The organism is Variovorax sp. LG9.2, from assembly GCF_035018885.1.
Classification (GTDB): domain Bacteria; phylum Pseudomonadota; class Gammaproteobacteria; order Burkholderiales; family Burkholderiaceae_C; genus Variovorax.
On record NZ_JASJXB010000004.1, the window covers coordinates 66,352 to 87,683 of the forward strand.

25 protein-coding genes are annotated in these 21,332 nt (G+C 63.0%); 4 read left to right on the forward strand and 21 right to left on the reverse strand.

Translation table 11 applies throughout. The annotated features are described in order from the left end of the window. Positions 1-7: 7 nt before the first annotated feature. The 7 genes from pxpA to QN413_RS05510 are packed head-to-tail and all read right to left on the reverse strand — an operon-like array spanning position 8 to position 6,485. A complete protein-coding gene (pxpA, locus tag QN413_RS05480; RefSeq protein WP_323495625.1) occupies positions 8-742 on the reverse strand; it encodes a 5-oxoprolinase subunit PxpA in 735 nt (244 codons plus the stop codon). After that, positions 732-1,799 carry a biotin-dependent carboxyltransferase family protein gene (locus QN413_RS05485; protein WP_323495626.1) on the reverse strand — a complete coding sequence of 356 codons (1,068 nt, stop codon included), beginning with the start codon at positions 1,797-1,799 and terminating at the stop codon, positions 732-734. Before QN413_RS05485 ends, pxpA begins: the two co-directional genes overlap by 11 nt. Then, on the reverse strand, positions 1,796-2,461 hold the full coding sequence (gene pxpB / locus QN413_RS05490) for a 5-oxoprolinase subunit PxpB (RefSeq protein ID WP_323495627.1): 666 nt from the start codon (positions 2,459-2,461) through the stop codon (positions 1,796-1,798). Before pxpB ends, QN413_RS05485 begins: the two co-directional genes overlap by 4 nt. Beyond that, positions 2,462-2,965: a pantetheine-phosphate adenylyltransferase gene (gene coaD / locus QN413_RS05495; RefSeq protein WP_187052993.1), complete on the reverse strand. Its 504-nt coding sequence runs from the start codon at positions 2,963-2,965 to the stop codon at positions 2,462-2,464. A 39-nt stretch (positions 2,966-3,004) separates the two neighbouring features. Then, entirely contained in the window at positions 3,005-3,664 is a 660-nt protein-coding gene (locus tag QN413_RS05500) for an RsmD family RNA methyltransferase (protein WP_323495628.1), read from the reverse strand. Continuing rightward, positions 3,661-5,013: a pitrilysin family protein gene (locus QN413_RS05505; protein ID WP_323495629.1), complete on the reverse strand. Its 1,353-nt coding sequence runs from the start codon at positions 5,011-5,013 to the stop codon at positions 3,661-3,663. The genes QN413_RS05500 and QN413_RS05505 overlap by 4 nt, the downstream gene beginning before the upstream one ends. 14 nt (positions 5,014-5,027) lie before the next feature. Further along, positions 5,028-6,485 carry a pitrilysin family protein gene (locus QN413_RS05510; RefSeq protein WP_323495630.1) on the reverse strand — a complete coding sequence of 486 codons (1,458 nt, stop codon included), beginning with the start codon at positions 6,483-6,485 and terminating at the stop codon, positions 5,028-5,030. 30 nt (positions 6,486-6,515) lie between these two features. Here QN413_RS05510 and ftsY point away from each other — a divergent pair, with 30 nt between their 5' ends. After that, positions 6,516-7,706, forward strand: a complete 1,191-nt coding sequence (gene ftsY / locus QN413_RS05515; protein ID WP_323495631.1) for a signal recognition particle-docking protein FtsY — start codon at positions 6,516-6,518, stop codon at positions 7,704-7,706. 20 nt (positions 7,707-7,726) lie between these two features. Here ftsY and QN413_RS05520 read toward each other — a convergent pair whose 3' ends face one another. Next, complete coding sequence (locus QN413_RS05520; protein ID WP_323495632.1) at positions 7,727-8,059, reverse strand: FHA domain-containing protein; 333 nt, start codon at positions 8,057-8,059, stop codon at positions 7,727-7,729. A 350-nt stretch (positions 8,060-8,409) separates the two neighbouring features. Between QN413_RS05520 and rpoH the strand changes: the two genes are divergently transcribed. Next, a complete protein-coding gene (gene rpoH / locus QN413_RS05525) occupies positions 8,410-9,354 on the forward strand; it encodes an RNA polymerase sigma factor RpoH (protein WP_323495633.1) in 945 nt (314 codons plus the stop codon). 95 nt (positions 9,355-9,449) lie between these two features. Here the strand turns inward: rpoH and QN413_RS05530 are convergent, their stop codons facing one another. The 5 genes from QN413_RS05530 to QN413_RS05550 are packed head-to-tail and all read right to left on the reverse strand — an operon-like array spanning position 9,450 to position 13,830. Further along, entirely contained in the window at positions 9,450-10,073 is a 624-nt protein-coding gene (locus tag QN413_RS05530; RefSeq protein ID WP_323495634.1) for an SCO family protein, read from the reverse strand. A gap of 13 nt (positions 10,074-10,086) precedes the next feature. After that, positions 10,087-10,992 carry a heme o synthase gene (gene cyoE / locus QN413_RS05535; RefSeq protein WP_323495635.1) on the reverse strand — a complete coding sequence of 302 codons (906 nt, stop codon included), beginning with the start codon at positions 10,990-10,992 and terminating at the stop codon, positions 10,087-10,089. Further along, the gene (locus tag QN413_RS05540) at positions 10,989-12,236 is read right to left on the reverse strand and encodes a COX15/CtaA family protein (protein ID WP_323495636.1); all 1,248 of its coding nucleotides are present in this window, start codon (positions 12,234-12,236) and stop codon (positions 10,989-10,991) included. The genes cyoE and QN413_RS05540 overlap by 4 nt, the downstream gene beginning before the upstream one ends. 18 nt (positions 12,237-12,254) lie before the next feature. Then, positions 12,255-12,926, reverse strand: coding sequence for an SCO family protein (locus QN413_RS05545; protein ID WP_187053002.1), 672 nt, complete (start codon positions 12,924-12,926; stop codon positions 12,255-12,257). Continuing rightward, a complete protein-coding gene (locus QN413_RS05550) occupies positions 12,919-13,830 on the reverse strand; it encodes an SURF1 family protein (RefSeq protein WP_416352142.1) in 912 nt (303 codons plus the stop codon). The genes QN413_RS05545 and QN413_RS05550 overlap by 8 nt, the downstream gene beginning before the upstream one ends. 66 nt (positions 13,831-13,896) lie before the next feature. Here QN413_RS05550 and QN413_RS05555 point away from each other — a divergent pair, with 66 nt between their 5' ends. Beyond that, positions 13,897-14,118, forward strand: coding sequence for a twin transmembrane helix small protein (locus QN413_RS05555; protein ID WP_323495637.1), 222 nt, complete (start codon positions 13,897-13,899; stop codon positions 14,116-14,118). A gap of 89 nt (positions 14,119-14,207) precedes the next feature. Here QN413_RS05555 and QN413_RS05560 read toward each other — a convergent pair whose 3' ends face one another. The 8 genes from QN413_RS05560 to QN413_RS05595 all read right to left on the reverse strand — a co-directional run bounded on the left by QN413_RS05560 (position 14,208) and on the right by QN413_RS05595 (position 20,546). Beyond that, a complete protein-coding gene (locus tag QN413_RS05560; RefSeq protein ID WP_323495638.1) occupies positions 14,208-15,089 on the reverse strand; it encodes a cytochrome c oxidase subunit 3 in 882 nt (293 codons plus the stop codon). A 50-nt stretch (positions 15,090-15,139) separates the two neighbouring features. Then, complete coding sequence (locus QN413_RS05565) at positions 15,140-15,349, reverse strand: DUF2970 domain-containing protein (RefSeq protein ID WP_323495639.1); 210 nt, start codon at positions 15,347-15,349, stop codon at positions 15,140-15,142. Next, positions 15,346-15,966, reverse strand: coding sequence for a cytochrome c oxidase assembly protein (locus QN413_RS05570; RefSeq protein ID WP_416352143.1), 621 nt, complete (start codon positions 15,964-15,966; stop codon positions 15,346-15,348). The genes QN413_RS05565 and QN413_RS05570 overlap by 4 nt, the downstream gene beginning before the upstream one ends. Before the next feature lie 7 nt (positions 15,967-15,973). Beyond that, a complete protein-coding gene (locus tag QN413_RS05575; RefSeq protein WP_222620422.1) occupies positions 15,974-16,084 on the reverse strand; it encodes a cytochrome oxidase small assembly protein in 111 nt (36 codons plus the stop codon). Between the two features lie 12 nt (positions 16,085-16,096). Then, positions 16,097-17,734 (reverse strand): cytochrome c oxidase subunit I, encoded by a 1,638-nt coding sequence (gene ctaD, locus QN413_RS05580; RefSeq protein WP_187053007.1) that lies wholly within the window; start codon positions 17,732-17,734, stop codon positions 16,097-16,099. Between the two features lie 34 nt (positions 17,735-17,768). Further along, positions 17,769-18,959, reverse strand: a complete 1,191-nt coding sequence (gene coxB, locus QN413_RS05585; RefSeq protein ID WP_323495641.1) for a cytochrome c oxidase subunit II — start codon at positions 18,957-18,959, stop codon at positions 17,769-17,771. Between the two features lie 71 nt (positions 18,960-19,030). Continuing rightward, positions 19,031-19,507 carry a DUF2244 domain-containing protein gene (locus tag QN413_RS05590; RefSeq protein ID WP_187053009.1) on the reverse strand — a complete coding sequence of 159 codons (477 nt, stop codon included), beginning with the start codon at positions 19,505-19,507 and terminating at the stop codon, positions 19,031-19,033. Positions 19,508-19,634: 127 nt separating this feature from the next. Beyond that, complete coding sequence (locus QN413_RS05595; RefSeq protein WP_323495642.1) at positions 19,635-20,546, reverse strand: biotin synthase; 912 nt, start codon at positions 20,544-20,546, stop codon at positions 19,635-19,637. 22 nt (positions 20,547-20,568) lie between these two features. Here QN413_RS05595 and QN413_RS05600 point away from each other — a divergent pair, with 22 nt between their 5' ends. Then, positions 20,569-21,309 carry a ComF family protein gene (locus QN413_RS05600; RefSeq protein WP_323495643.1) on the forward strand — a complete coding sequence of 247 codons (741 nt, stop codon included), beginning with the start codon at positions 20,569-20,571 and terminating at the stop codon, positions 21,307-21,309. The last annotated feature ends 23 nt before the right edge of the window (positions 21,310-21,332 follow it).

Genomic DNA, 21,332 nt, shown 5'->3' on the forward strand with positions numbered 1-21,332 from the left:
CACGCCATCAGGCGTGCACGGCAATGCCTTCTTCGAGCAGCCGCTCGCGGATGCGTTTGGCAAACGCCAGCGCATGCGCGCCATCGCCGTGCAGGCACACGGTCTGCGCATTGACCGCGACGATGCTGCCGTCGATGGCCGTCACCTGGTGGTCGCGCACCAGCGACAGGGTCTGCGCCAACGACTGTGCTTCATCTTCGATGAGCGCGCCGGGCTGGCTGCGCGGCACCAAGCTGCCATCGGGCTGGTAGCCGCGGTCGGCAAAGACTTCTTCGACCGGCGTCAGGCCGGCCTTTCGCGCCGCATCGATCATCCCGCTGCCCGCCAGCCCGAAGAACTTGAGCGAAGGATCGAAGCGGCGCACCGCCTCGCAAATGGCGGCGGCGAGTTCGGGCTCTTTCGCCGCCTGGTTGTAGAGCTGGCCGTGCGGCTTGACGTGGGCCAGCGTGCCGCCCTCGGCCTTGACGATCGCAGCCAGCGCGCCGATCTGATACAGCACGCCAGCGGTGATCTCGTCTGGCGGCAAGTGCATGGTGCTGCGGCCGAAGTTCTCTCGATCGGGGAAGCTCGGATGCGCGCCGATCGCGACGCTGTGCCGGATGGCCCAGCGCACGCATTGCTGCATGGTCTTTGCGTCGCCAGCATGCCAGCCGCATGCGATGTTGGCCGAACTCACCAGCGCGAGAAGCGCTTCATCGCTGCCGGCGCCTTCGCCAAGGTCGGCGTTCAAATCAATCTGCATGGCTTGTTCCTTCGATCACCTCTCGGGGCAATGGTTCGACCACCGCATTCTGGGACGACACCGGCCAGCCTGCAGAAGCGAGGCCTTGATCGACCTGCGCCAGATAACGTTGCTGTCCATCCCACGCCGCCAGCGCTTCGGTGGCATCGACTCGCACCATCTGCAGTTGGCCGTTGAGCGGCGCCTGCGCCAGCTTCCACAGGTCCGCGCGAATCACCACGCCGACGCACGGATAGCCGCCAGTGGTTTGCGCATCGCCCATCAGGATGATCGGCTTGCCCGACGGGGGCACCTGAATAGTCCCCGGAATCACGCCTGCCGACAGCATGTCGACGTTGCGCTTGCGCCTGAGTTCGGGTCCATCGAGCCGGCTGCCCATGCGGTTGCTCTGCGGCGTCACGCGCCATGTCGCGCTCCATAGCAACTCTCGCGAAGCGACGGTGAACTGATCGAACTCGGGGCCGGGCATCACGCGCAACGGGATCGGCGCATTGGCGCTCACGTGATGGCCGTCGATACCCCAGCCCGGCGCGCGCAACCCAAAAGCGCGACGCCTCAACAACGCCGGGGTCAACGTCGAAACGCCGATCGGCAAGCGGTCGCCCTTCTTCAATGCGCGGCCCTGATGACCACCGAACCCGGCCTTGAGATCGGTGCTGCGCGAGCCGAGTATCTGCACCACGTCGATGCCGCCGGCCACTGCGAGCCAGCTGCGCAGGCCCTGCTTGGCGCTCTTGGCGTTGGCGCCGGCGAGCACCAAGGTCTGCCCGGCGGACACCGGCACGCTCCAGTTCGGCCAGAGCGGAACGCCATCGAGCGTCGCACCGAAATCGTCACCCGCCAGTGCGATGCGTGTCGCGGCTTCGAAGCGGAATTCGCACCGGCCCATCGTCAGTTCGAGGCCGGCCGCGTTGTCGTCGTTGCCGACCAGCCGATTCGCCAGTGTGAGCGCCAGCGCATCGAGTGCGCCCCCAGGGCAAATACCGAACTGTCGATGGCCGTAGCGCCCCAGATCTTGAACCGACGACAGCATGCCGGGCCGCACGACGACAATCATGGTTGCACGCTTTCGGCGACGAAGCGCACGCGATCACCGGGACGCAGCAAGGTCGGCGGTTCGTTCTTCGGGTCGAACAGCTCGATCGACGTGCGGCCGATCAGCTGCCAACCGCCGGGCGACACCAGCGGATAGATGCCGGTCTGCTCGCCGCCGATGCCGACCGAGCGTGCCGGCACCGCGGTCCGCGGCTCTGCGCGACGCGGCGTTGCAAGCGATGCCGGCAGGCCGCCCATGAAAGCGAAGCCGGGCAAAAACCCGAGGAAGTAAACGATGTAGTCGGCAGCCGCATGGCGCTGCACCACCTCGGCCGGCGTGAGGCCCGTGTGAGCTGCGACGTCGGCCAGGTCGGGACCGTCTTCGCCGCCATAGCGCACCGGAATCTCGATCTGCCGGCCTTCGATGGCCGTGGCGGTGAGTTGCGGCCACGCAGCGAAGACCTGTATCTCGAGCTCGGAAGCCTCGATCTCGAGTGGGTCGAACAGCAGGGTCAGATTGTTCATGCCCGGCAGCACTTCATGCACACCGCGCCAGCGCGATGCTTCGCTGGCGAGCGCCCAGATTTTCTGTTGCTGCGCCAGCGTGGCCGGCGCGGGTAACTCGCAGAGCAAGGCTGCATCGCCGAGCGCGTGCAGGCGGGGTGGCTCGGCCGACGCCCCCATCTATTCGCGGCCCAGGCTGCGGACTTTGGCGATGAGTTCGGTCTGCACGCTGGGCGAAACGAACTTGTCGACTTCACCGCCGAGCATCGCGATCTCGCGCACGAAGGTGCTGGAGATGAACTGGTATTTGTCACTCGGCGTGAGGAACACGGTCTCGACGTTGGGCATGAGGGAGCGGTTCATGCCTGCGAGCTGGAACTCGTAGTCGAAGTCGGTGACGGCGCGCAGGCCGCGCACCATTGCCTTGCCGCCGCGCGCCACCACGAAGTCGCGCAACAGGCCCGAAAAACTTTCCACGGTCACCTGGTCGCTGTAGGGCTCGACGGCCTGTTGCGCCATCTGGATGCGCTCTTGCAGCGAGAACAGCGCCTTTTTGTGATGGCCGGCAGCAACCGCGACGATCACCTTCGAAAAAAGCTGGGTGGCACGTCGAACCACGTCTTCGTGGCCGAGAGTGATGGGGTCGAAGGTGCCGGGGTAAACCGCGATCACGTTGCTGGTCATGGGCTCCACTCCTTCGGCCTTTGCGGCCGGGTCGGCGGATTATGCAGCGCTGGCCGGGCCCTTTCGCAGCAGATGGGCGTGCACCGCGCCGGCCTTCAGGTGGCGGTAGACATGAAGACCGAGCGGCGCCAGCTCTTCGTCGTTCCAGAGACGCGCGGCTTCGAGATAGACCGCGCCATCGTCGTGTACCGCGCGCGCCGCGGCACGCAACGCCGGCTCATACAGCGCCGGGATTTCGAAAGGCGGGTCGAGAAACACCGCGTGCATTGAGTTGGCCGTCGTGCGCTCGAGTGCCGTGACGCCGTTGCCGCGCTCGATGCGCACCGCCTCGGCCGCAAGCTTGGTCTTAAGCTTGAGCAACTGGTCGACGAGCGCGGATTCCTGATCGACCAGCAGCACGCTGACGGCACCGCGCGACGCCGCTTCGAGCCCAAGCGCTCCGGTGCCGGCAAACGCATCGATGCAGTGCCAGCCGGGCAGAGCGCCGCCGGTAGCGCCGGATGAAGCGCCCGCAAGGCTGGCGAGCCAGTTGAACAACGTCTCGCGAACCCGGTCGGGCGTCGGACGCAGCCCCGGTTTGTCGGCGACGGCGAGGCGCGTGCGCTTCCACTGGCCGCCGATGATGCGGACCTCATGCGGTCGTTTGTCGGCGCGGCCAGTCGGCTGAACGCGTGCTTTGGTCTTGTCTGGTTTTTTCATGGCTTGGCGCCGACGATAACCGTGACCATGCGCTCTGGCTGCAATTTGCGGGCAAACGCGGCCTTGATGTCGGCCGCAGTGATCGCGTTCATGCGCGCGGTCCAGGTGTCGAGGTAGTCGAAAGGCAGGTCGTACCAGGCAATGTTGGCGATGTTGCCGAGCAGTTTCTTGTTGCTGTCGAGCAGCAAGGGGAAACCGCCGATCACGTTGTCCTTGGCGGCCTTGAGTTCGGCGTCTGTCGGACCGTCGGCGACGAACCTCGCCAGTACCTCGCGGGACACCTTCACAGCTTCGTCTGCTTGGTCGGGCCGCGTCTGGAAGCCGATGCGAAAAGCGCCGGCCTCGAGCCCTGGCGCAAAGCCGCTGTAGATGCTGTAAGTCAGGCCACGCTTCTCGCGCACCTGCTCCGTCAAACGCGAGACGAAGCCGCCGCCGCCCAGCACGTAGTTGCCTAGGTTCAACGCGAAGTGATCGGGATCGTCGCGCCGGTAGCCCGGCTGGCCAATAACGACCTGCGCCTGCGCGGACTCGAACGGGATGCGCTCCACTTTCGGTGCCGTGAGCGCAGCGACTTGCGGAATGATCGGCAGTGCGGCGCACGTCGCCGTTTGCGGCAAGCGAGCCAGCAATGCGGTCGCAATGGCGTCCGCCTGCGCTCGCGTCACTGCGCCGACGATGCTCAGCTTGGCGCGGCACGGCTGCATGAGCGCCGCGTATCGCGCGCGCATGGTCGCCACGTCGATGCGCGCCAGCGTGGTCTCGTCGGTCTCCTGGCCCAACGGATTGGACCCATACACCGCATGCGAGAAGTTGCGTGCCGCGACAACGCCGGGCTTGGTGTTCGCCTCCTTGATGGCCGCGCTGAGGCGCTCTCGCTCCCGCTGCCAGACGTCGTCGGGGAACGCCGGCTCGCCGATGACGCGTGCCGCCAGCGCAACGGCCTTGTCGAGCAACTTGGGATCGGAGAGGCTGCGCAGCGCGAAGCTCGTGCGCTCGCCGCCGGCGCCGACGTTGAACTCGGCGCCCAGATCGGCCCAGGCTTCGCCCAGCGCGTTCTGGTCCATGGCAGGTGCACCGTCCACGGCACGAATGCCCTTTTCGACCATGTCTGCAGTAACGCCGGCCAGGCCCGCTTGCGCATCCGGGTCGCGGCGGCTGCCTGCATCGAAGTCGAGCTGCACATCGACGATGGGCAAGGTGCTGACGGCGCCGAGGTACACCTTGGCGCCGTTTGGCAAAGTCCAGTGCTGGATCGGAATGGCGGCCTGTGCACTCGAAACGGAAAGCGTCGCAGCGGCGGTCAATGCGGTCATGGCGGCCACAGCCGCGATCTTCTTGAAGGTCAACATGGATTGCATTTCTTTCAGCGCAGTTCGCCCGCAGGCACGGCGGGCGCACGCGGGCGCCGGTTCTTGTCGACCGGCAGCGGCCGCAATGTGGCGACTGTAAGTTGATCGTCACCGAAGTATTTGGCGGCGACCGCCTGCACTTGCGCCGGCGCGATCGCCTGCAGCCGCGCGATGATCTTTTCGCTGGCATCGAGCGGCAGTCCCTCGACCCAGTTGCTGCCCAACTCACGCGCTTGCGCCATCACCGAATCGAGCTTGTAGGTTTCGCTGGCGACCCATTGCGTCTTGACGCGCGCCAGCTCGGCGGCGCCCACGCCATCGCGTGCCACGCGCGCAATTTCGGCGCGCAATGCAGCCTCGACCTGCTCGGGTGTCTTGCCGGCTGCCGGAACACCGTCGAGCATGAAGACCTGCGGACCGCGACCGACAAAGCCGGCCGATGCGCCGGCCGAGTCCGCTACGCGGTCGGGGCCTTGCGTGAGCGCGCGGTCGAGACGCGAGCCGGAGTAGCCGTCGAGCACGGCCGACAGCACGACCAGCGCCCACACGTCGCTTTCGGCGTCCAGGCTGGTGATTTGTGGCGAACGAAACGCGAGCGACACGTACGACTGCTCGGCGGGTGCCTTGAACTCGACGCGGCGAACGCCCTTCTGTTCCGGCTCGGTGCGCGGCTTGCGCACCGGCAACGCACGCGCCGGGATGCTGCCGTAGTATTTTTCGGCCAGTGCACGCACGCGCGCCACGTCGACATCGCCGGCGATCACGATGGCCGCGTTAGCGGGCACGTACCAACGCTGATGAAAATTGCGCACGTCATCGGGCGTCATCGCTTCGAGATCGCTCATCCAGCCGACAATCGGGCGGTGGTACGGCGACGCGGTCCAGATGGCGGCGTTTTGTTGTTCGCCGAGCAAGGCACGCGGCTGGTCGTCGGTGCGAAGCCGCCGCTCCTCTTTCACCACTTCGATCTCGCGCTTGAACTCGTCGTCGACCCACTGGCTGTTGGCGAAGCGGTCGGACTCGATCTTCATCACGTCTTCGAGCTTGCCTTCAGGGATCTGCTGGTAGTAGCCGGTGTAATCGCGCGTGGTGAAGGCGTTTTCGCGGCCACCGAGGGCTGCCACGCGGCGCGAAAATTCGCCGGGCTTGAGTGTCTTGGTGCCCTTGAACATCATGTGTTCAAGCGCATGGGCCACGCCCGAAGTGCCGTCGACTTCGTCGATCGACCCGACCCGCACCCAGACCATCTGTACCGCCGTCGGCGCGCGCCGGTCGGGCTGCACGATCAGCGTCATGCCGTTGGAGAGGGTGAATTGCTGAGGCTGCGTCGACGTTGATGCGGGGGTGGCGGTCGCGGTGGGAACAGAGGGTGAGGGCTGGGTTTGAGCCTGTGCAGGTGCCGTCCACAGCGCCATGAGCGCCATCGTCAGCACCGCACCGGACGCAGCACGGCGTGGCGAGGGGTGTTTCATAGAATGGGTCGGATTGTAAAAACCTCCCGAATGTTCAGTTTCTTCAAGAAAAAGCCTGCGGTCGAAAGTCCTGCGGCACCCATTGCCCCTCCCGCGCTGGAAAAGCCTGCCGAATCGCCTGCTCAAGCAGCGCCGGCGCGCTCGGTTTTTGCGCCCTCGACATGGTTCAAGGGCGAGACGGCGGTAGAAGTTCCGGTGGCGCCGCCGCCGGTTGCGGTGCCCACGACACCACCGGTGGTCGCTCCTGCGCCTCAGCCGGTGGTAGCGCCAACGCCCGTCTCCGCTTTAGCGGCAACGGTAGCGCCCCCCGCCACTCCCGCCTCCCGCGCCGGCTGGATGGACAAGCTCAAGTCCGGCCTCCGCAAGACGGGCACCAGCATTGCCGCGACCTTCGTCAATGCGCAGATCGACGACGCCTTGTACGAGGAACTGGAGTCGGCACTCCTGATGGCCGACACCGGCGTCAAAGCCACAGAATATCTTCTGGAAGACTTGCGCCGCCGGGTGAGAAGCTCCATGCCAAGCAATGCAGCGCAAGTCAAAGTGCTGCTGGCCGACGCTATCGCCGACCTGCTGAAGCCACTCGAAAAGCCGTTGGTCATCGGGCAGCACACACCCACGGTGATCATGGTGGCGGGCGTCAATGGCGCCGGCAAGACGACGTCGATCGGCAAGCTGACCAAGCACCTTGCCAACGAAGGCGCGTCCGTCTTGCTGGCTGCGGCGGATACCTTTCGGGCCGCGGCGCGCGAACAATTGCTGGTGTGGGCCGATCGCAACACGGTCGAGATCGTCAGCAACGCGGGCGGCGATCCGTCCGCCGTGAGCTTCGATGCCGTCAAGGCGGGCAAGGCGCGGGGCAAGGACGTGGTGCTGGTCGATACCGCAGGCCGGTTGCCGACCCAACTGCACCTGATGGACGAGTTAAAAAAGATCAAACGCGTCGTGAGCAAAGCCGATGCGACGGCACCGCACGAGGTCTTGCTGGTGATCGACGGCAACACGGGCCAGAACGCTCTGGCGCAGGTGAGGGCTTTCGACGAAATACTCGGTTTGACGGGCTTGATCGTGACCAAGCTCGATGGCACGGCCAAAGGCGGCGTGCTGTGTGCCATTGCGCGGGAGCGGCCGATTCCGGTCTATTTCATCGGCGTTGGCGAAAAGCTGGAAGACCTGGAAACGTTCGACGCCCGCGAATTCGCGCAGGCTTTGCTCGGATAGCAGCCGCTGAGTCAGCTGTCTCAGTCGGTAGTGAGCGACAAAACCTGGCCACTGAAGGCGGTCACGTCGCGTTCGAGAAATCGCAGTTCGTAGTCGCCGATGCGGATCACATCCTGATGGCGTAACTTTTGGCGCTGCACCTTGAGCCCGTTGACGAACGTGCCATTACTGCTTTCCAGGTCGCGGACAGAGAAAACTCCGTGATCAGAGGACAGCAGCGCATGCGCACGGCTGACCTGAGTGCCCTGCAGCACGATGTCGCTTTGGTCCGACCGGCCGACCGTGATCTGCGGCGATTCCAGCTCGATTTGTTTCGCACGTCCGTCGCTCGTGATCAGGATCACCTTGGCCATCGTTTCGCCCTCGTTGGTTGTTGAGCATGCTCAGCGCGTTGGCTGGCAGGGCTAATGTGACGCTGCCGACCTTAGTACAAAAGTGCAAATTCGACGAGGACGGCGTTTTTACCGGACGCTGCTCAACCATTTGACTCGAACGTGAAATAAATCGGTCGTCGGTTCGGTTGAACGACGGGAGCCCCAAAAACTGATGGCCAAGGAATGCGTCCGTGCCCTGGCCCACGGCCAAGACGGCCTGTTACCCGACAGCCAGACGCCATAAGCGAGGTAGAAACTAGTGGGAACCCTTACGTTAGCACTCGCTCTAACCGAGTGCTAATATGGTTTTAACGAAGGAGTTTCCCCAAATGACAACACTGTCTGGAGCCTCTGCAGCAAACCAGCTCGCCGTCGCCAACCCATGGTCGATGGTGCCCCCGCTGGGTAACCTGGACGCCTACATTTCTACAGCCAACCGGCTGCCGCTGCTCACACTCGAGGAAGAGCAGGGATTCGCGCGCAAGCTGCGCGACAACAACGACCTCGAGGCGGCCGGTGCCTTGATTCTTTCGCATCTGCGCTTGGTCGTGTCTATTTCCCGCCAATACCTCGGCTACGGTTTGCCTCACGGCGACCTGATCCAGGAAGGGAACGTCGGCTTGATGAAAGCGGTGAAGCGCTTCGACCCTGACCAAGGTGTGCGGCTGGTGAGCTATGCCATGCACTGGATCAAGGCCGAGATTCACGAGTACATCCTGAAGAACTGGCGCATGGTCAAGGTCGCGACGACCAAGGCCCAGCGAAAGCTGTTCTTCAACTTGCGCTCGATGAAGCAGGCCTACAAGGCCAACGATGCAGCCGCCAATGGCGACACACATCGCGCGACGCTGACTGAAAACCAGGTCACGCAAATGGCCGAGAAGCTGAACGTCAAGCGCGAAGAAGTGCTCGAGATGGAAATGCGTCTCTCGGGCGGCGACGTGTTGCTCGACCCGAGTCCGTCGGACGACGGCGAAGACCAGTTCGGCCCGATCGCCTATTTGGCCGACGCGACACAGGAACCGACGGCGCAGCTCGAATCGCGGGCTCGCGACCGGCTGTCGAGCGACGGCATCTCGACCGCGCTCGAAGCGCTGGACGAACGCAGCCGACGTATCGTGGAGGAGCGCTGGCTCAAGGTCAACGACGACGGTTCTGGCGGCATGACGCTGCATGACTTGGCTGCGGTGTACGGTGTCAGCGCCGAGCGCATTCGCCAGATCGAAGTGGCTGCGATGAAAAAGATGAAGAAGTCGTTGGTGGCTTACGCCTGATCTTCTTGCCCTCGCAAAGCAAAAAGCCCGACGGTGTCGGGCTTTTTTTTGGCTTTCAATCGGGGGGGCGGTGCCATGCGGGAACCCCGACAGGCTCAAGACGATTTCAGCAAAGCCTTCACGTCGGCCACCATCGCCGGAACACCCGAGCCGTAGCGCGCATAGAGGCGCAGCCGGCCCTGCGGGTCGTACAGGTAGCTCGCAGCCGAGTGGTCCATCGAATAGCTGGTCGGCGTGGTTCCGTCGACCTTCTTGTAATAAGCCTTGAAGTCTTTTGCCGTCACGGCGAGCTGCTCGGGAGTAGGAATCAGCGCGACGAAGCTGGGGTCAAACGCGCCCATGTACGCCTTCATAACGGTCGGCGTGTCACGCGCCGGATCGACCGTGATGAAGACCACTTGCAACTTGTCGGCATCGGCACCGAGCGCTTGCTTCACCTGTGCCATTTCGGTCATGGTCGTCGGGCAGACGTCGGGGCACTGCGCATAGCCGAAGAACAGCACGACAACCTTGCCCTTGAAGTCGGCCAGCGTGCGCACCTTGCCATCCGCGTCGGTCAGCGAAAAGTCCTTGGCATAGTCAGCGCCTGTCATGTCGACCGCATTGAACGTCTGCTTGGCTTCCTCGGTGCAACCTGAAATGCCAACGCTTGCAGCCATCGTCGCACCGGTCCACGCCGCGGCCAGTGCGATCGTTTTGAGCGCATTGCGCTTGTTCATGAAAAGGGTCCGTTTAAATCAGGTAGTGATCGACCAGCAGCGCCGCAAACAGCACGCTCAAGTGGATCAACGAAAAGCGAAATGTCTTGCGCGCCAACGCATCTGAATAGTTGCGCCACAGCGCGAAGGCATAGCCAGTGAAACCGATGCTGACCGCAATGGCCACCGCAAGATAAAGCCAGCCGCTCATGCCGTAGATGAACGGCATGAGACAGGCGGCGAACAACACGCAGGTATAGAGCAGGACCTGCAGCCGCGTGAACTCGTTGCCGTGCGTCACGGGCAGCATCGGCAAACCGGCCTTGCGATAGTCCTCGACGCGGTAGAGCGCGAGCGCCCAGAAGTGGGGCGGCGTCCACAAGAAAATGATCAGAAAAAGAATGAGTGCATCGGCGCTGACTTCGCCGGTCATCGCAGCCCAGCCCAGCACCGGCGGCATCGCACCCGAAGCACCACCGATCACGATGTTTTGAGGCGTCAGCGGTTTTAGGATGAGCGTGTAGATCACGGCATAGCCGACGAAGGTGGCGAAGGTCAGCCACATGGTCAGCGGATTGATGGCAAACCACAGTACTGCAGAGCCCGCTGCACACAACACCGCCGAAAAGATCAGCGCCTGCCGGTCGCTGAGCTGACCGCGAGCCGTCGGGCGCCATGCGGTGCGTTTCATCTTGGCATCGATGCCCTTTTCAACCAGACAGTTGAAGGCCGCGGCCGCACCGGCCACCAGCCAGATGCCGACACACGCCAGCACGCCGCGCTGCAGATCGCCCCAGCCCGGCACACCGGGAACCGCCAGCACCATGCCGATCAGCGCGCAGAAAACGATGAGTTGCACCACCCGCGGCTTGGTCAGCGCGTAAAACTGGCGGAACACGTTGGCAGTGCTGGTCTGCTCCAGGGGTAATGGGGTGCTCATGCAGCCTCCCAGTCTGGGCCGTTGTTCGATACCCGCGGCTGGGGGTGCAGGTCCGCATCGGAACGCGCAGGCGCGGCAGCCGTTTCGGGCTTGCTTTCACACAATGTCCATGTCAGGACGACTGCCAGCGCGGCCGCACCGCCGGTGTGCAGCACGGCGGCTGCCAATGGCCAGCCCAGCAGCACATTGCCAAGCCCGGTCGCCAACTGCAGCAGCGCGAGCCCCGCCAGCCAACGGCCTTGTGGCCGCAGCGCGGGGATGCGATTCAGGCGCCACGCCAGAATGCCGATCGCACCGAAGACCACGTAAGCCATCAGGCGGTGCACGTAGTGAATGGCCGTGAGCGCGGCGAATTCGATCGGCACCCCGTCCGATGTCATGCCGAGGTGACGCCAGATTTCAAAGCCCTGCGCGAAATTCATCGCGGGCCACCAACTGTCTTGGCAGGTAGGGAACTGCAGACAGGCAACCACTGCGTAGTTGGTGCTAACCCAGCCGCCGAGCGCAATCTGCAGCACCAGCAGGGCGGTCGTCGCAATCAACCCGATGCGGAGCGCTCGACCAAGGGCTGTCGGCGTGCGCCCGGAAGCTATTTGCTGGTAGCGCACAGCCTGCACGCACAACATGGCAAGCAACCCGATGGCCCCGAGCAAATGCAGTGTGACGATGGCCGGGTAGAGCTTCCAGGTCACCGTCAGGGCCCCGAACGCGCCCTGCATGCAGACCCATACCACTGTGACCGCCGGCCAGACGGTGCTGAGCGGAGCAGTTTCGTGCAACGGCATCGTGGCCTCCGATGCCCGCGTGACACGCAGCGAAAGACGCTGGCGCCTGCGCGCCACCAATGTCGCCAAGGCCAAAGCGACGATCAGCGCTCCCACGCCTGTGGCACCGTAGCGATGAATCATCTCGACCCACGCCTTGCCGTGCGTGACCGGTCCGGTGGGTTGCGCAGCCTGCGCTGCTGCGATGTCATGTCGCGCACCGACCGGGCTGGCATTGCCGTAGCAACCGGGCCAGTCGGGGCACCCCAGGCCGGAATCGGTCAATCGGGTGAACGCGCCGAACAGCGTCAGATCGAAGGTGAGAAACAGCGTGAGGACGGTGAGCGCGTGCAACCGCCGCGCTGCGCCCGCGCTGGCGTTGCGACGCCAAATCCACAGCAAGGGACCCAACGCAAGCAGCGCGCCGGCCACTATCAGCCAGACGATCGGTGTGAGGTCGTAGAGCGCTTGGGTGTTCATGGCATCGACGTCATCACGTCAGCGGTTGGGTTCATCCCAGGAAGCAGAGGCGCGAAGCAACCGATCGAGATCGCGCTTGGCACGCGTGGCGCCTTGCGTATCCATGCTCGCCGGAAAACGCATCATCCAGTTGCCCATCGGATCGACTACGTAAAGATGCTCGCTCAAGCCATGCCCGGCACCCGGTACCAGCCATTGCGCCAGCTCGGCGGCGGGCAAGCGAAGAACCGTCGCGCCGCGGAGTCCATTGTCGAGACGCTCTGGAATCGGCGCCGTATCGCTCACGAGCCAAACCCGGTCGAGGCGGTCTTTTTCGCGACCAAGGCCTTCGCGCATCTGGCGTTGCAAGTAGAGCTGCTGCTCGCACAAAGAATTGCACGCTGCATCAGCCACGGCAACGAGCAACCACTGCCCCTTGAGAGTCTGCAGGTCGACGCGCGCACCGTCACGCCCGGTTGCACTGAATGCAGGCAGCGGCTGCTGCGGATCGATCAGTTCGCCGTAAACGCTACGGCCTTCCGGCCGGACCACGTAATAAGTGAAGTAAGACGCAACGATCGGTGCGGCACAGCACAGCATGACTGCGATCATCTTCCAGCGCCCCTTGACCGTGCGGCGCGCGCCGTCGCCTTCCGGCTGCTGCGGCGAAGGCATCGAATGCACGGTGAGCGACAACGGTTCGTCAGCCATGCGGTGCACGACTGGTTTTGCGCCAGGGGGCGATGAGTTGAAACCAGACATAGAGAAGTGCGACAAGGGCCGAAAGGGCGAACCACTGAAATGCGTAGCCGTAGTGCCGTTCGATTCCCAGCGCCGGCGCCGGCCAATCGCGCTGCAATCCTTCGGAAGCCGACCCGGACTGCTGCAGCGAGAGATCGGTGCGGAGCGGCAACCCGGTTTCGACGCGAAACGCTTCAAGATCTAGATTCTGCCGGATCGCATAAGACCCTTCGGGCGCTGCCATGGCAGCGGTGGCAACCGATGAGGAGGCGACAGCCGATGCGGTACCGGAAGCGGTTGAACTGGCCGCAGCAGACGAAGCGGCCGCATCAGGTGGCACCACAACAGCGCTCTTGCCAAGTTCCATTAAATGCGACGGCGGCGGCGCGATGCGCCCGACCACTTCCACCAGGCCGGCAGGCGTTTGCACTGGCTGCAGTTGCGTACGGTTCTGGAAGTTGCGCTGGATCCAGCCGCGCTGCACCATGACTGTCTGATTGCTGCCCTCCAATGCAAAAGGTGTCAGCACATAGAAGCCAGGCACGCCGTGCATCTGCCGGTTGTCGAGATAGACGGTTTGGGCTCCGAGCCACAGGCCGCGCAACCGCACGGGCCGCAGCATCTCGTCAGAACCCTTGTCGGTCGACAGAAACGTCTGTTGATCGAGCTCTGGGCGCCGGCTCTGCGCCTCGCTTTCGGCCTGCATCGCTTCTTTTTGCGCTGCGCGCGACAGTTGCCAGCGCCCGAGCGACGCCGTCGCGGCAATGGTCAGGATGGCTGCGATGGCGATGACCCAGAAACGGCCTCTCCGTGCGCCTTTCCACTCCTCGCTGGAGCGGGTGGGGGCAGCGCGACCGCTAGTCTGCCCGCGCATATCGGCATCGTGGTCTGGATCGCCGTTCAGCACGGGAGAAGGGCTGGTCGGCCGATAATGTGAGTCATGAAATATGTCATCGCCTTGGCGTTCGTGGGCATCCTGGCGAGCTTGGGATTTGCGCTGTTCTTCATGCTGAAGGACGGTCGCGACGGCAGAGCCAAGGGGGGCGGCATGGTGCGCGCCCTGACTGTTCGGATCGGCCTCTCGGTGGTTTTGTTCCTGTGCATTCTGATTGCCTGGAAACTCGGGTACATCCAGCCAGGGGGACTGCCGGTCGGCAAGTAGGTCTTGCCGGCGAGCATCGCCGCTGTTGATACACCACGCCCATGAAAAAAGCGCCTTGCGGCGCTTTTTTGCTGTGCCGTCGTTACCCGTCAAAGCCAATAGACCAACGTGTAGAGGCCCAGCCAGACAACGTCCACGAAATGCCAGTACCAAGCGGCGCCCTCGAAGCCGAAATGGCGCTCTGGCGTGAAATGCCCTGAGCGAAGGCGCAGCGTGATGAACAGCAGCATCAACATGCCGATGAAAACATGCAGCCCGTGAAAACCGGTCAACATGAAGAAAGTCGAGCCATAGGCGCCGGAACTCAGCTTGAGGTTCAGCTCGGTATACAGATGGTGGTACTCGTAGCCTTGCACGCCCAGGAACAGCACCCCGAGCAGCACCGTTACCCACATGAAGCGGATGCATTGGGCGCGATGACCGGCGCGCAACGCATGGTGGGCGATGGTGAGGGTCACGCCGGAAGTCAGCAGCAGCGCGGTGTTGATCGTGGGCAGCCAGAACGGCCCGACAGTCTGAAAAGGCTCGACGAGATCGGCAGGAGCGCCGGTTGCGCCCGCAGCCATGCTGGGCCACACCGCTTTGAAGTCAGGCCACAGCAGCGCATTGTCCAAGCTGCCCAGCGCCGGAAGCGCGTGCGTGCGCGCCCACCACAGCGCCGTAAAGAAAGCGCCGAAGAACATCACTTCCGAAAAAATGAACCAGCTCATGCTCCAGCGGAAGGACAAGTCAACCTTGTGGCCGTACTGGCCGCTTTCGCTCTCCGCGATGGATTCGCGAAACCAGACGAACAGCGTGGCCAACCAGATCACCATGCCCATGGCGAGGACGTAAGCGCCCCACTCATGGCTGTTGATCCATTGCGTCGCGCCGAAGATCACGAACAGCAGGCCGAGTGAGGCCATGACCGGATAGCCCGAAGGCCCGGGCACGAAATAGTAGGGCGTGGTGCCGTGCGTGGTTGAGCTCATATCAGGTCCTGGCTTTTTCTCTCGATTCAAATTCTTATGAAAGTGGCGCCTCAGGGCGCGACCACGAAGCGCACCACCAAGATCAGGCCGCCGACAAAGACGATCACGCCCGCAAAGGCCACGACGATGATGTGCAAGGGGTTCAGCTTGGCCAAATCTTCCTGGTAGGCACTGTTCTTCCGAACGCCGAAGAATGACCAACCCACCGCCTTGATGGTGCCCAGGAGTGAACCTTTACGCGGCTGCGGCGGTGCTTTCACGAATTGGGCCCCAGCGAAATGGGGGCCGTAGCCACCGGTGCAGGTGGCGTCTTGCCACCCACTTCGAAGAAGGTATAGGACAACGTGATCGTCTTCACGTCCTTCGAGATCTTCGGATCGATAACGAAAGCGACTGGCCATTGCTTTTTTTCGCCCGGCTCCAACGTGTACTGATTGAAGCAAAAGCATTCGAGCTTGTTGAAATACTGGGCCGCTTGCTGTGGCGCATAGCTTGGAATAGCCTGCGCAGCCATACGCCGGTTTTGCGAATTCTGGAACTCGTACATCACAGTGTTCAATTCACCCGGATGGACCACCAGTGAATTGAGTGCGGGCTTGAATTCCCACAGTCCTCGCGCGTTGGCGTCGAACTCGACCGTGATGGTGCGGCTTTTGTCGACCTGCGTATTGTCGGGCAAGCGTACGTCGGCGCCTCCAGTGGCGCCACCGGGAACCCTGAGTTCGGCGACTGCCAGCACGTTGATTCCCGTGACCTCACAGATCGTTCGGTACAAAGGCACCAGTGCATAGCCGAACGCGAACATGCCAACTGCGATCACGGCCAGCTTGCCGACCATACGTGCATTTTCGCGGCGGGTGCGTAGCGGCAAGCCCATACGTCCTTCAGCGGCTGAACCACACCATGCGAACGATGAAACCCACGAAGAAAAGCACCGCGATGGAGGCCAGGGTCAGGCCCATCCTGCGGTTGTTCTTCTTTTGTTCAGGCGTCATGGTGCGGACAGATCAGGCCAAGATGCGGGTGGCGGTCGGATCAAGCCGCGGAGGCGTTTCGAAGGTATGGAATGGCGCAGGAGAAGGCACTTCCCACTCGAGTCCTTCAGCGCCTTCCCACGGTTTTTGCGTGGCCTTCTCGCCTTTGCCGCGCATGACAGGCAGCACGACGAAGAAGAAGAAGTAGACCTGCGCAAAACCGAAGAAGAATGCACCGACCGACGCCACAGCATTGAAATCAGCGAATTGCATCGGGTAGTCAGCATAGCGTCGAGGCATGCCCGCGAGACCGAGAAAATGCATCGGGAAGAAGGTAACGTTGAACGAGATCAGCGACCACCAGAAGTGGATCTTGCCGCGCGTCTCGCTGTACATCACGCCTGTCCATTTCGGGCTCCAGTAATAGAAGCCGGCGAACATGGCGTACAAGGAGCCGGCCACGAGAACGTAGTGGAAATGCGCAACGACGTAGTACGTATCGTGAAGCTGGATGTCGATGGGGGCGACCGCGAGGATCAGCCCACTGAAACCGCCCATCGTGAAGACGAAGATGAAGCCGACCGCGAACAACATCGGTGTCTCGAAGCTCATCGAGCCCTGCCACATGGTCGCGATCCAGTTGAACACCTTGACCGCTGTCGGCACCGCGATCAACATCGTCGCGTACATGAAGAACAACTGCCCTGTCAACGGCATGCCCGAAGTGAACATGTGGTGCGCCCACACGATAAACGACAGGATGGCGATCGACGAGGTCGCGTACACCATCGAGGCGTAACCGAAGAGCCGCTTGCGGGCAAAAGCCGGCACTATCTGGCTGACGATGCCGAAGGCCGGCAAGATCATGATGTAGACCTCGGGGTGACCGAAGAACCAGAAGATGTGCTGGTACATCACCGGATCACCGCCGCCAGCGGGGTTGAAGAAGCTTGTCCCGAAGTGCCGATCGGTCAACGTCATGGTGATCGCGCCGGCCAGCACAGGCATTACGGCGATCAGCAGGTAGGCCGTGATGAGCCACGTCCAGCAGAACATCGGCATCTTCATCAGCGTCATGCCGGGGGCGCGCATGTTGAGAATCGTCACGATGATGTTGATCGATCCCATGATCGAAGAGGCACCCATGATGTGCATCGCGAAGATGCCGGCGTCCATCGATGGGCCCATCTGCAACGTCAGTGGCGCGTACAGAGTCCAACCGGTCGACGGCGCTCCACCCGGCATGAAAAAGGAACTGACCAGCATGAGCGAGGCAGGGATCAGCAGCCAGAAGCTGAAATTGTTCATGCGCGCGAAGGCCATGTCCGAAGCGCCGATCTGCAGTGGCACCATCCAGTTGGCGAACCCCACGAACGCCGGCATAATCGCGCCGAAAACCATGATCAGACCGTGCATGGTCGTGAACTGATTGAACAATTCCGGATTAAGGAACTGCAGTCCAGGCTGAAACAGCTCAGCGCGGATCAGCAGCGCGAGCACGCCGCCGATCATGAACATCGTCAGGCTGAACAACAGGTACAGCGTCCCGATGTCCTTGTGGTTGGTGGCAAACACCCAGCGGCGCCAGCCGACTGGCGCTCCGTGATGTTCGTCGTGCCCATGGTCGTCGTGGCCGGCCGCGTGGCCGTGGGGATCGAGGACTGCGCTCATGAAATCTTCCTTGGCAATTCGGGGATCGGCCGGCTTACTTGCCGCGCTGCGCCAGCACTTCGGCCGGCTGGACCAACTGCCCTGTCTTGTTCGACCAGGTGTTCTTGGTGTATGTGATGACGGAGGCGATGTCGGTGTCGCTCAACTTGGCCCATGACGGCATCGCGCCGTTGTTCTGACCCTTCAACAATACTTGAATCTGAATCGCGTGATCAGGATTCAGCACCTTTTCGTCGCCGTCGAGCGCCTTGATCGGGCCGGCGCCTTTGCCATTGGCCTGATGGCAAGCAGCACAGTTGCCCGCGTAGACCTTTTCGCCGCGCGCCAGCATGTCGGGCAAGGTCCAGACCTTGGTCGGATCGTCGAGCTTGGCCGCCGCTTCTTTCTTCTTGCCGGCAACCCAGGTGGAGTAGTCCGCTGCCGAGACCACTTTCACATGAATGGGCATGTACGAGTGCTCTTTGCCACAGAGCTTGGCACACTGCCCGTAGTAGTCGCCCACCTCTTGCGCACGAAACCACGTATCCCGCACGAAGCCCGGAATTGCGTCCTGCTGGATTCCGAGCGACTGCACTGCGAACGCGTGGATCACGTCCTCCGCCGTCGTGATGATCCGGACCTTCTTGTCGACCGGAACGACCAGCGGGTTGTCGACTTTCAGCAGATAGTCGGCCGGCGGCGCTTCCCCGTTCGGGCCCTTGGCGCCGTTGTTGGACATGGCACGGTGCGAACTGTCTAGCGTCGAGATGAAGGCGAGGCCTTCGCCCTCCCCCTTGATGTAGTCGTAGCCCCACTTCCACTGGTAGCCGGTCGTCTTGATCGTGAGATCGGCGTTGGTCGTGTCTTTCTGGGCGACAAGCACTTTGGTGGCGGGCAGTGCCATTACGATCACGATGAGGAAAGGAACGATAGTCCAGATGACTTCGACCACCACCGACTCATGAAAGTTGGCCGCCTTGTGTCCTGCCGCTTTCCGGTGCTTCCAGATCGAATAGAACATGATCGCGAAAACGGCCACGAAGATGACGGTGCACAGCACCATCATTGCGTTGTGCAGAAAGTACTGTTCCTGGGCGATCTTGGTCACGCCGACCGGCAAATTGAGCTGGCGAACGGAAGGGCCGCCAGCCAGATCGCTGACTGCATGTGCCGCGCCGCTGAACGCCGCGCCGGCCGCCAGCAGCAGATTCGCCGGCTTGTACTTTTTGCGCCAATTGCTCTTCATCGTGTTCACTTCTTGAAAACCAGTTAACCCTGTGACCGCATGTCGATGCCCGCTTGCGCACGCCTGCCTATTCAGGCGCTGCGCAATGCCATGCGAATCTCGCGCGCCAGCGCCGCGCGCAGCTCGGGGCGCACATAGCGCCCCACCCTGACCGAACGACCTTGTCCTGAAACTTCGATCAGCGAGCGGTCGCCCGCCTGCGGCTCGATCCGTACTTGATGCGGCAAAAATTCTGCCCGCTCATAGTGGCCGCCGTTCTCCAGTTCGACCACCAGCCGGCCACCCTGCAAGGCAATCTTTTCTCCGTCGGTCGCATGCCGCGCATACAGCATGAAAGCAACGCCGACCGCTGTCAGTTCGAGCCACGCGAACGGCAACACCAGAGGCGCCCCGTTGACCCAAAACACCGTGCCGATGCCGAGCGAAATTACGCACAGCGACGCATAGAGCCAGCCGAGCTGGCTCGGCGTGACCGAGCAATTGCGCTTCAAAAACCAGTGGATGCTCTGGCCTGAAACAGTGGCAAATCGAAACACGGAATTCGTCAAGGGGCGAGTTCGGCAAATCGGTGCGCCGCGACTGTCAGACCGATGTCCGATTAGCCTCGATCACGGGCCAATTCCCGCGAGTTCACGCATCGGCGGATTGTAGCGGGTGGTTTGTGCGCTAATCCCATCAGCCCGGCCGTCCGCGCTGCAGCATGGTGCGCATCTCGCGCAACGAAACCGCGCTTTCGGACGAAAGCGAAACGCGTGGAGTCGGCTTGAAGGCATGGCCGTAGATGATCTCGAAGGTCAGCGTGATGCGCCCTTCGTTTTCGGCGATGCCATGCAATTCGCTTAAAGCATCGCCCAGCCGCCTGCGCCAGCCTTTGCCGCGCAATTGTGCAAACCGCGCAGGATGCAGGTTGCGCCCGAGCGTGCGAAGTTCGGCCAGCGCCGCCTCCGGTGTGGCCCAGGTCAGCACGATGCGCTCCATGTCCATGACAGGCTCGGCAAATCCAGCGCCGACCAGCATGTCACCCCAGTCGTGCATGTCGGTGAACTCATGGCCGGCTGGCGGCCAGCCATGGCGTGCATAGAGGGCACGAAGCTCATGCACCGTGTCGGGGCCGAAACACGAAAACATGAGGAAGCCGTTGGTGGCGACCGAACGATGCCATTCGCCGATGAGCGCTTGCGGATCGGCCGCCATATGCAGCGCCATGTTGGCCCATAGCAAATCGACGCCAGTCTCAGGCAAGCTATCGAATCGCGCGGCGCCGCCCTGCCAGCGGCGCGCGTTCCACCAGGGGACCGACACGGCCGCGGCGGTTCGCTCGACCAGCCCGCGCTCCTGCTCCACGACATAGGAAGCCGCCTTGGGATAGCGCTTCGACACCAGTGCGTGCGCCTCGAGCCCACCGTGCAGCGGCGACCAGTCGGCCCACGTCGCGGGCTGCGCCTTGATCCACTGCAATCGGTCCTCCATGCGTCGACCGATTTCTTCATGCAGCCAGGGCGATCCTTCTGCGGGAACCCAGCGCAACCAGCGTGCTGCCGCCGCGGGGTCGATGGTCGGCGGGCGTCGTTCGGGAGCAGTGGACATGGGTCGGCCAGTATATTGAGCGATGTCCGGCCCTTGGCTCGCAGGCCTTTTGCGGCCGATCTCTTCATTGCGTCCTGCCTGGCTCGAGCATCTGCCGAGCCAGTGCGCGGTGTGCCGCGCGTGGCCGTCGCGTCGCATGTGCGATGACTGCGTGATGCGCTTCGCGCCGCCGACGCTGCGTTGCCGGACCTGTGCGTCGCCGCTGCCCGATGGCCTTTCGCAGTGCGGCGACTGCGTAAAGCAGGCCCCGCCGCTCGATGCTTGCATGGCTGCGTGCGCCTACGTCTGGCCCTGGCCGGAATGCATCGCGCAGTTCAAGTTCAGAGGAGACGCCGGCTGGGCTGCTCCGCTCGCGACCTTGATGCGCAGCACACCTTGGGTCGAGCCGGCGCTCGATGCGTGCGACCTGGTGCTGCCGATGCCGCTGTCGCGCGAACGGCTGCGCGAGCGCGGTTTCAATCAGGCGTACGAACTGGCCTGTCGCCTGGCGCCCAAAAGGAAATGCGACGCGACCTTGCTGCTACGCACGCGTGAAACGACGGCGCAGAGCGGACTGACGCGCGCCGAGCGGCTGCGCAACCTTCAAGGCGCTTTCGCGTTGGAGCCCCTGCGCGCGACGGCGGTGCAAGGCAAGCGCATCGTGCTCGTCGACGATGTGATGACCAGTGGCGCATCGATGTTCTCGGCGGCGCAGGTTCTGCGAACGGCCGGCGCGGCGCACATCACGGCCGTCGTGCTGGCGCGCACCGATCCGCCTAGCTGATCGGCAGACCTTCGGGTGTCGCG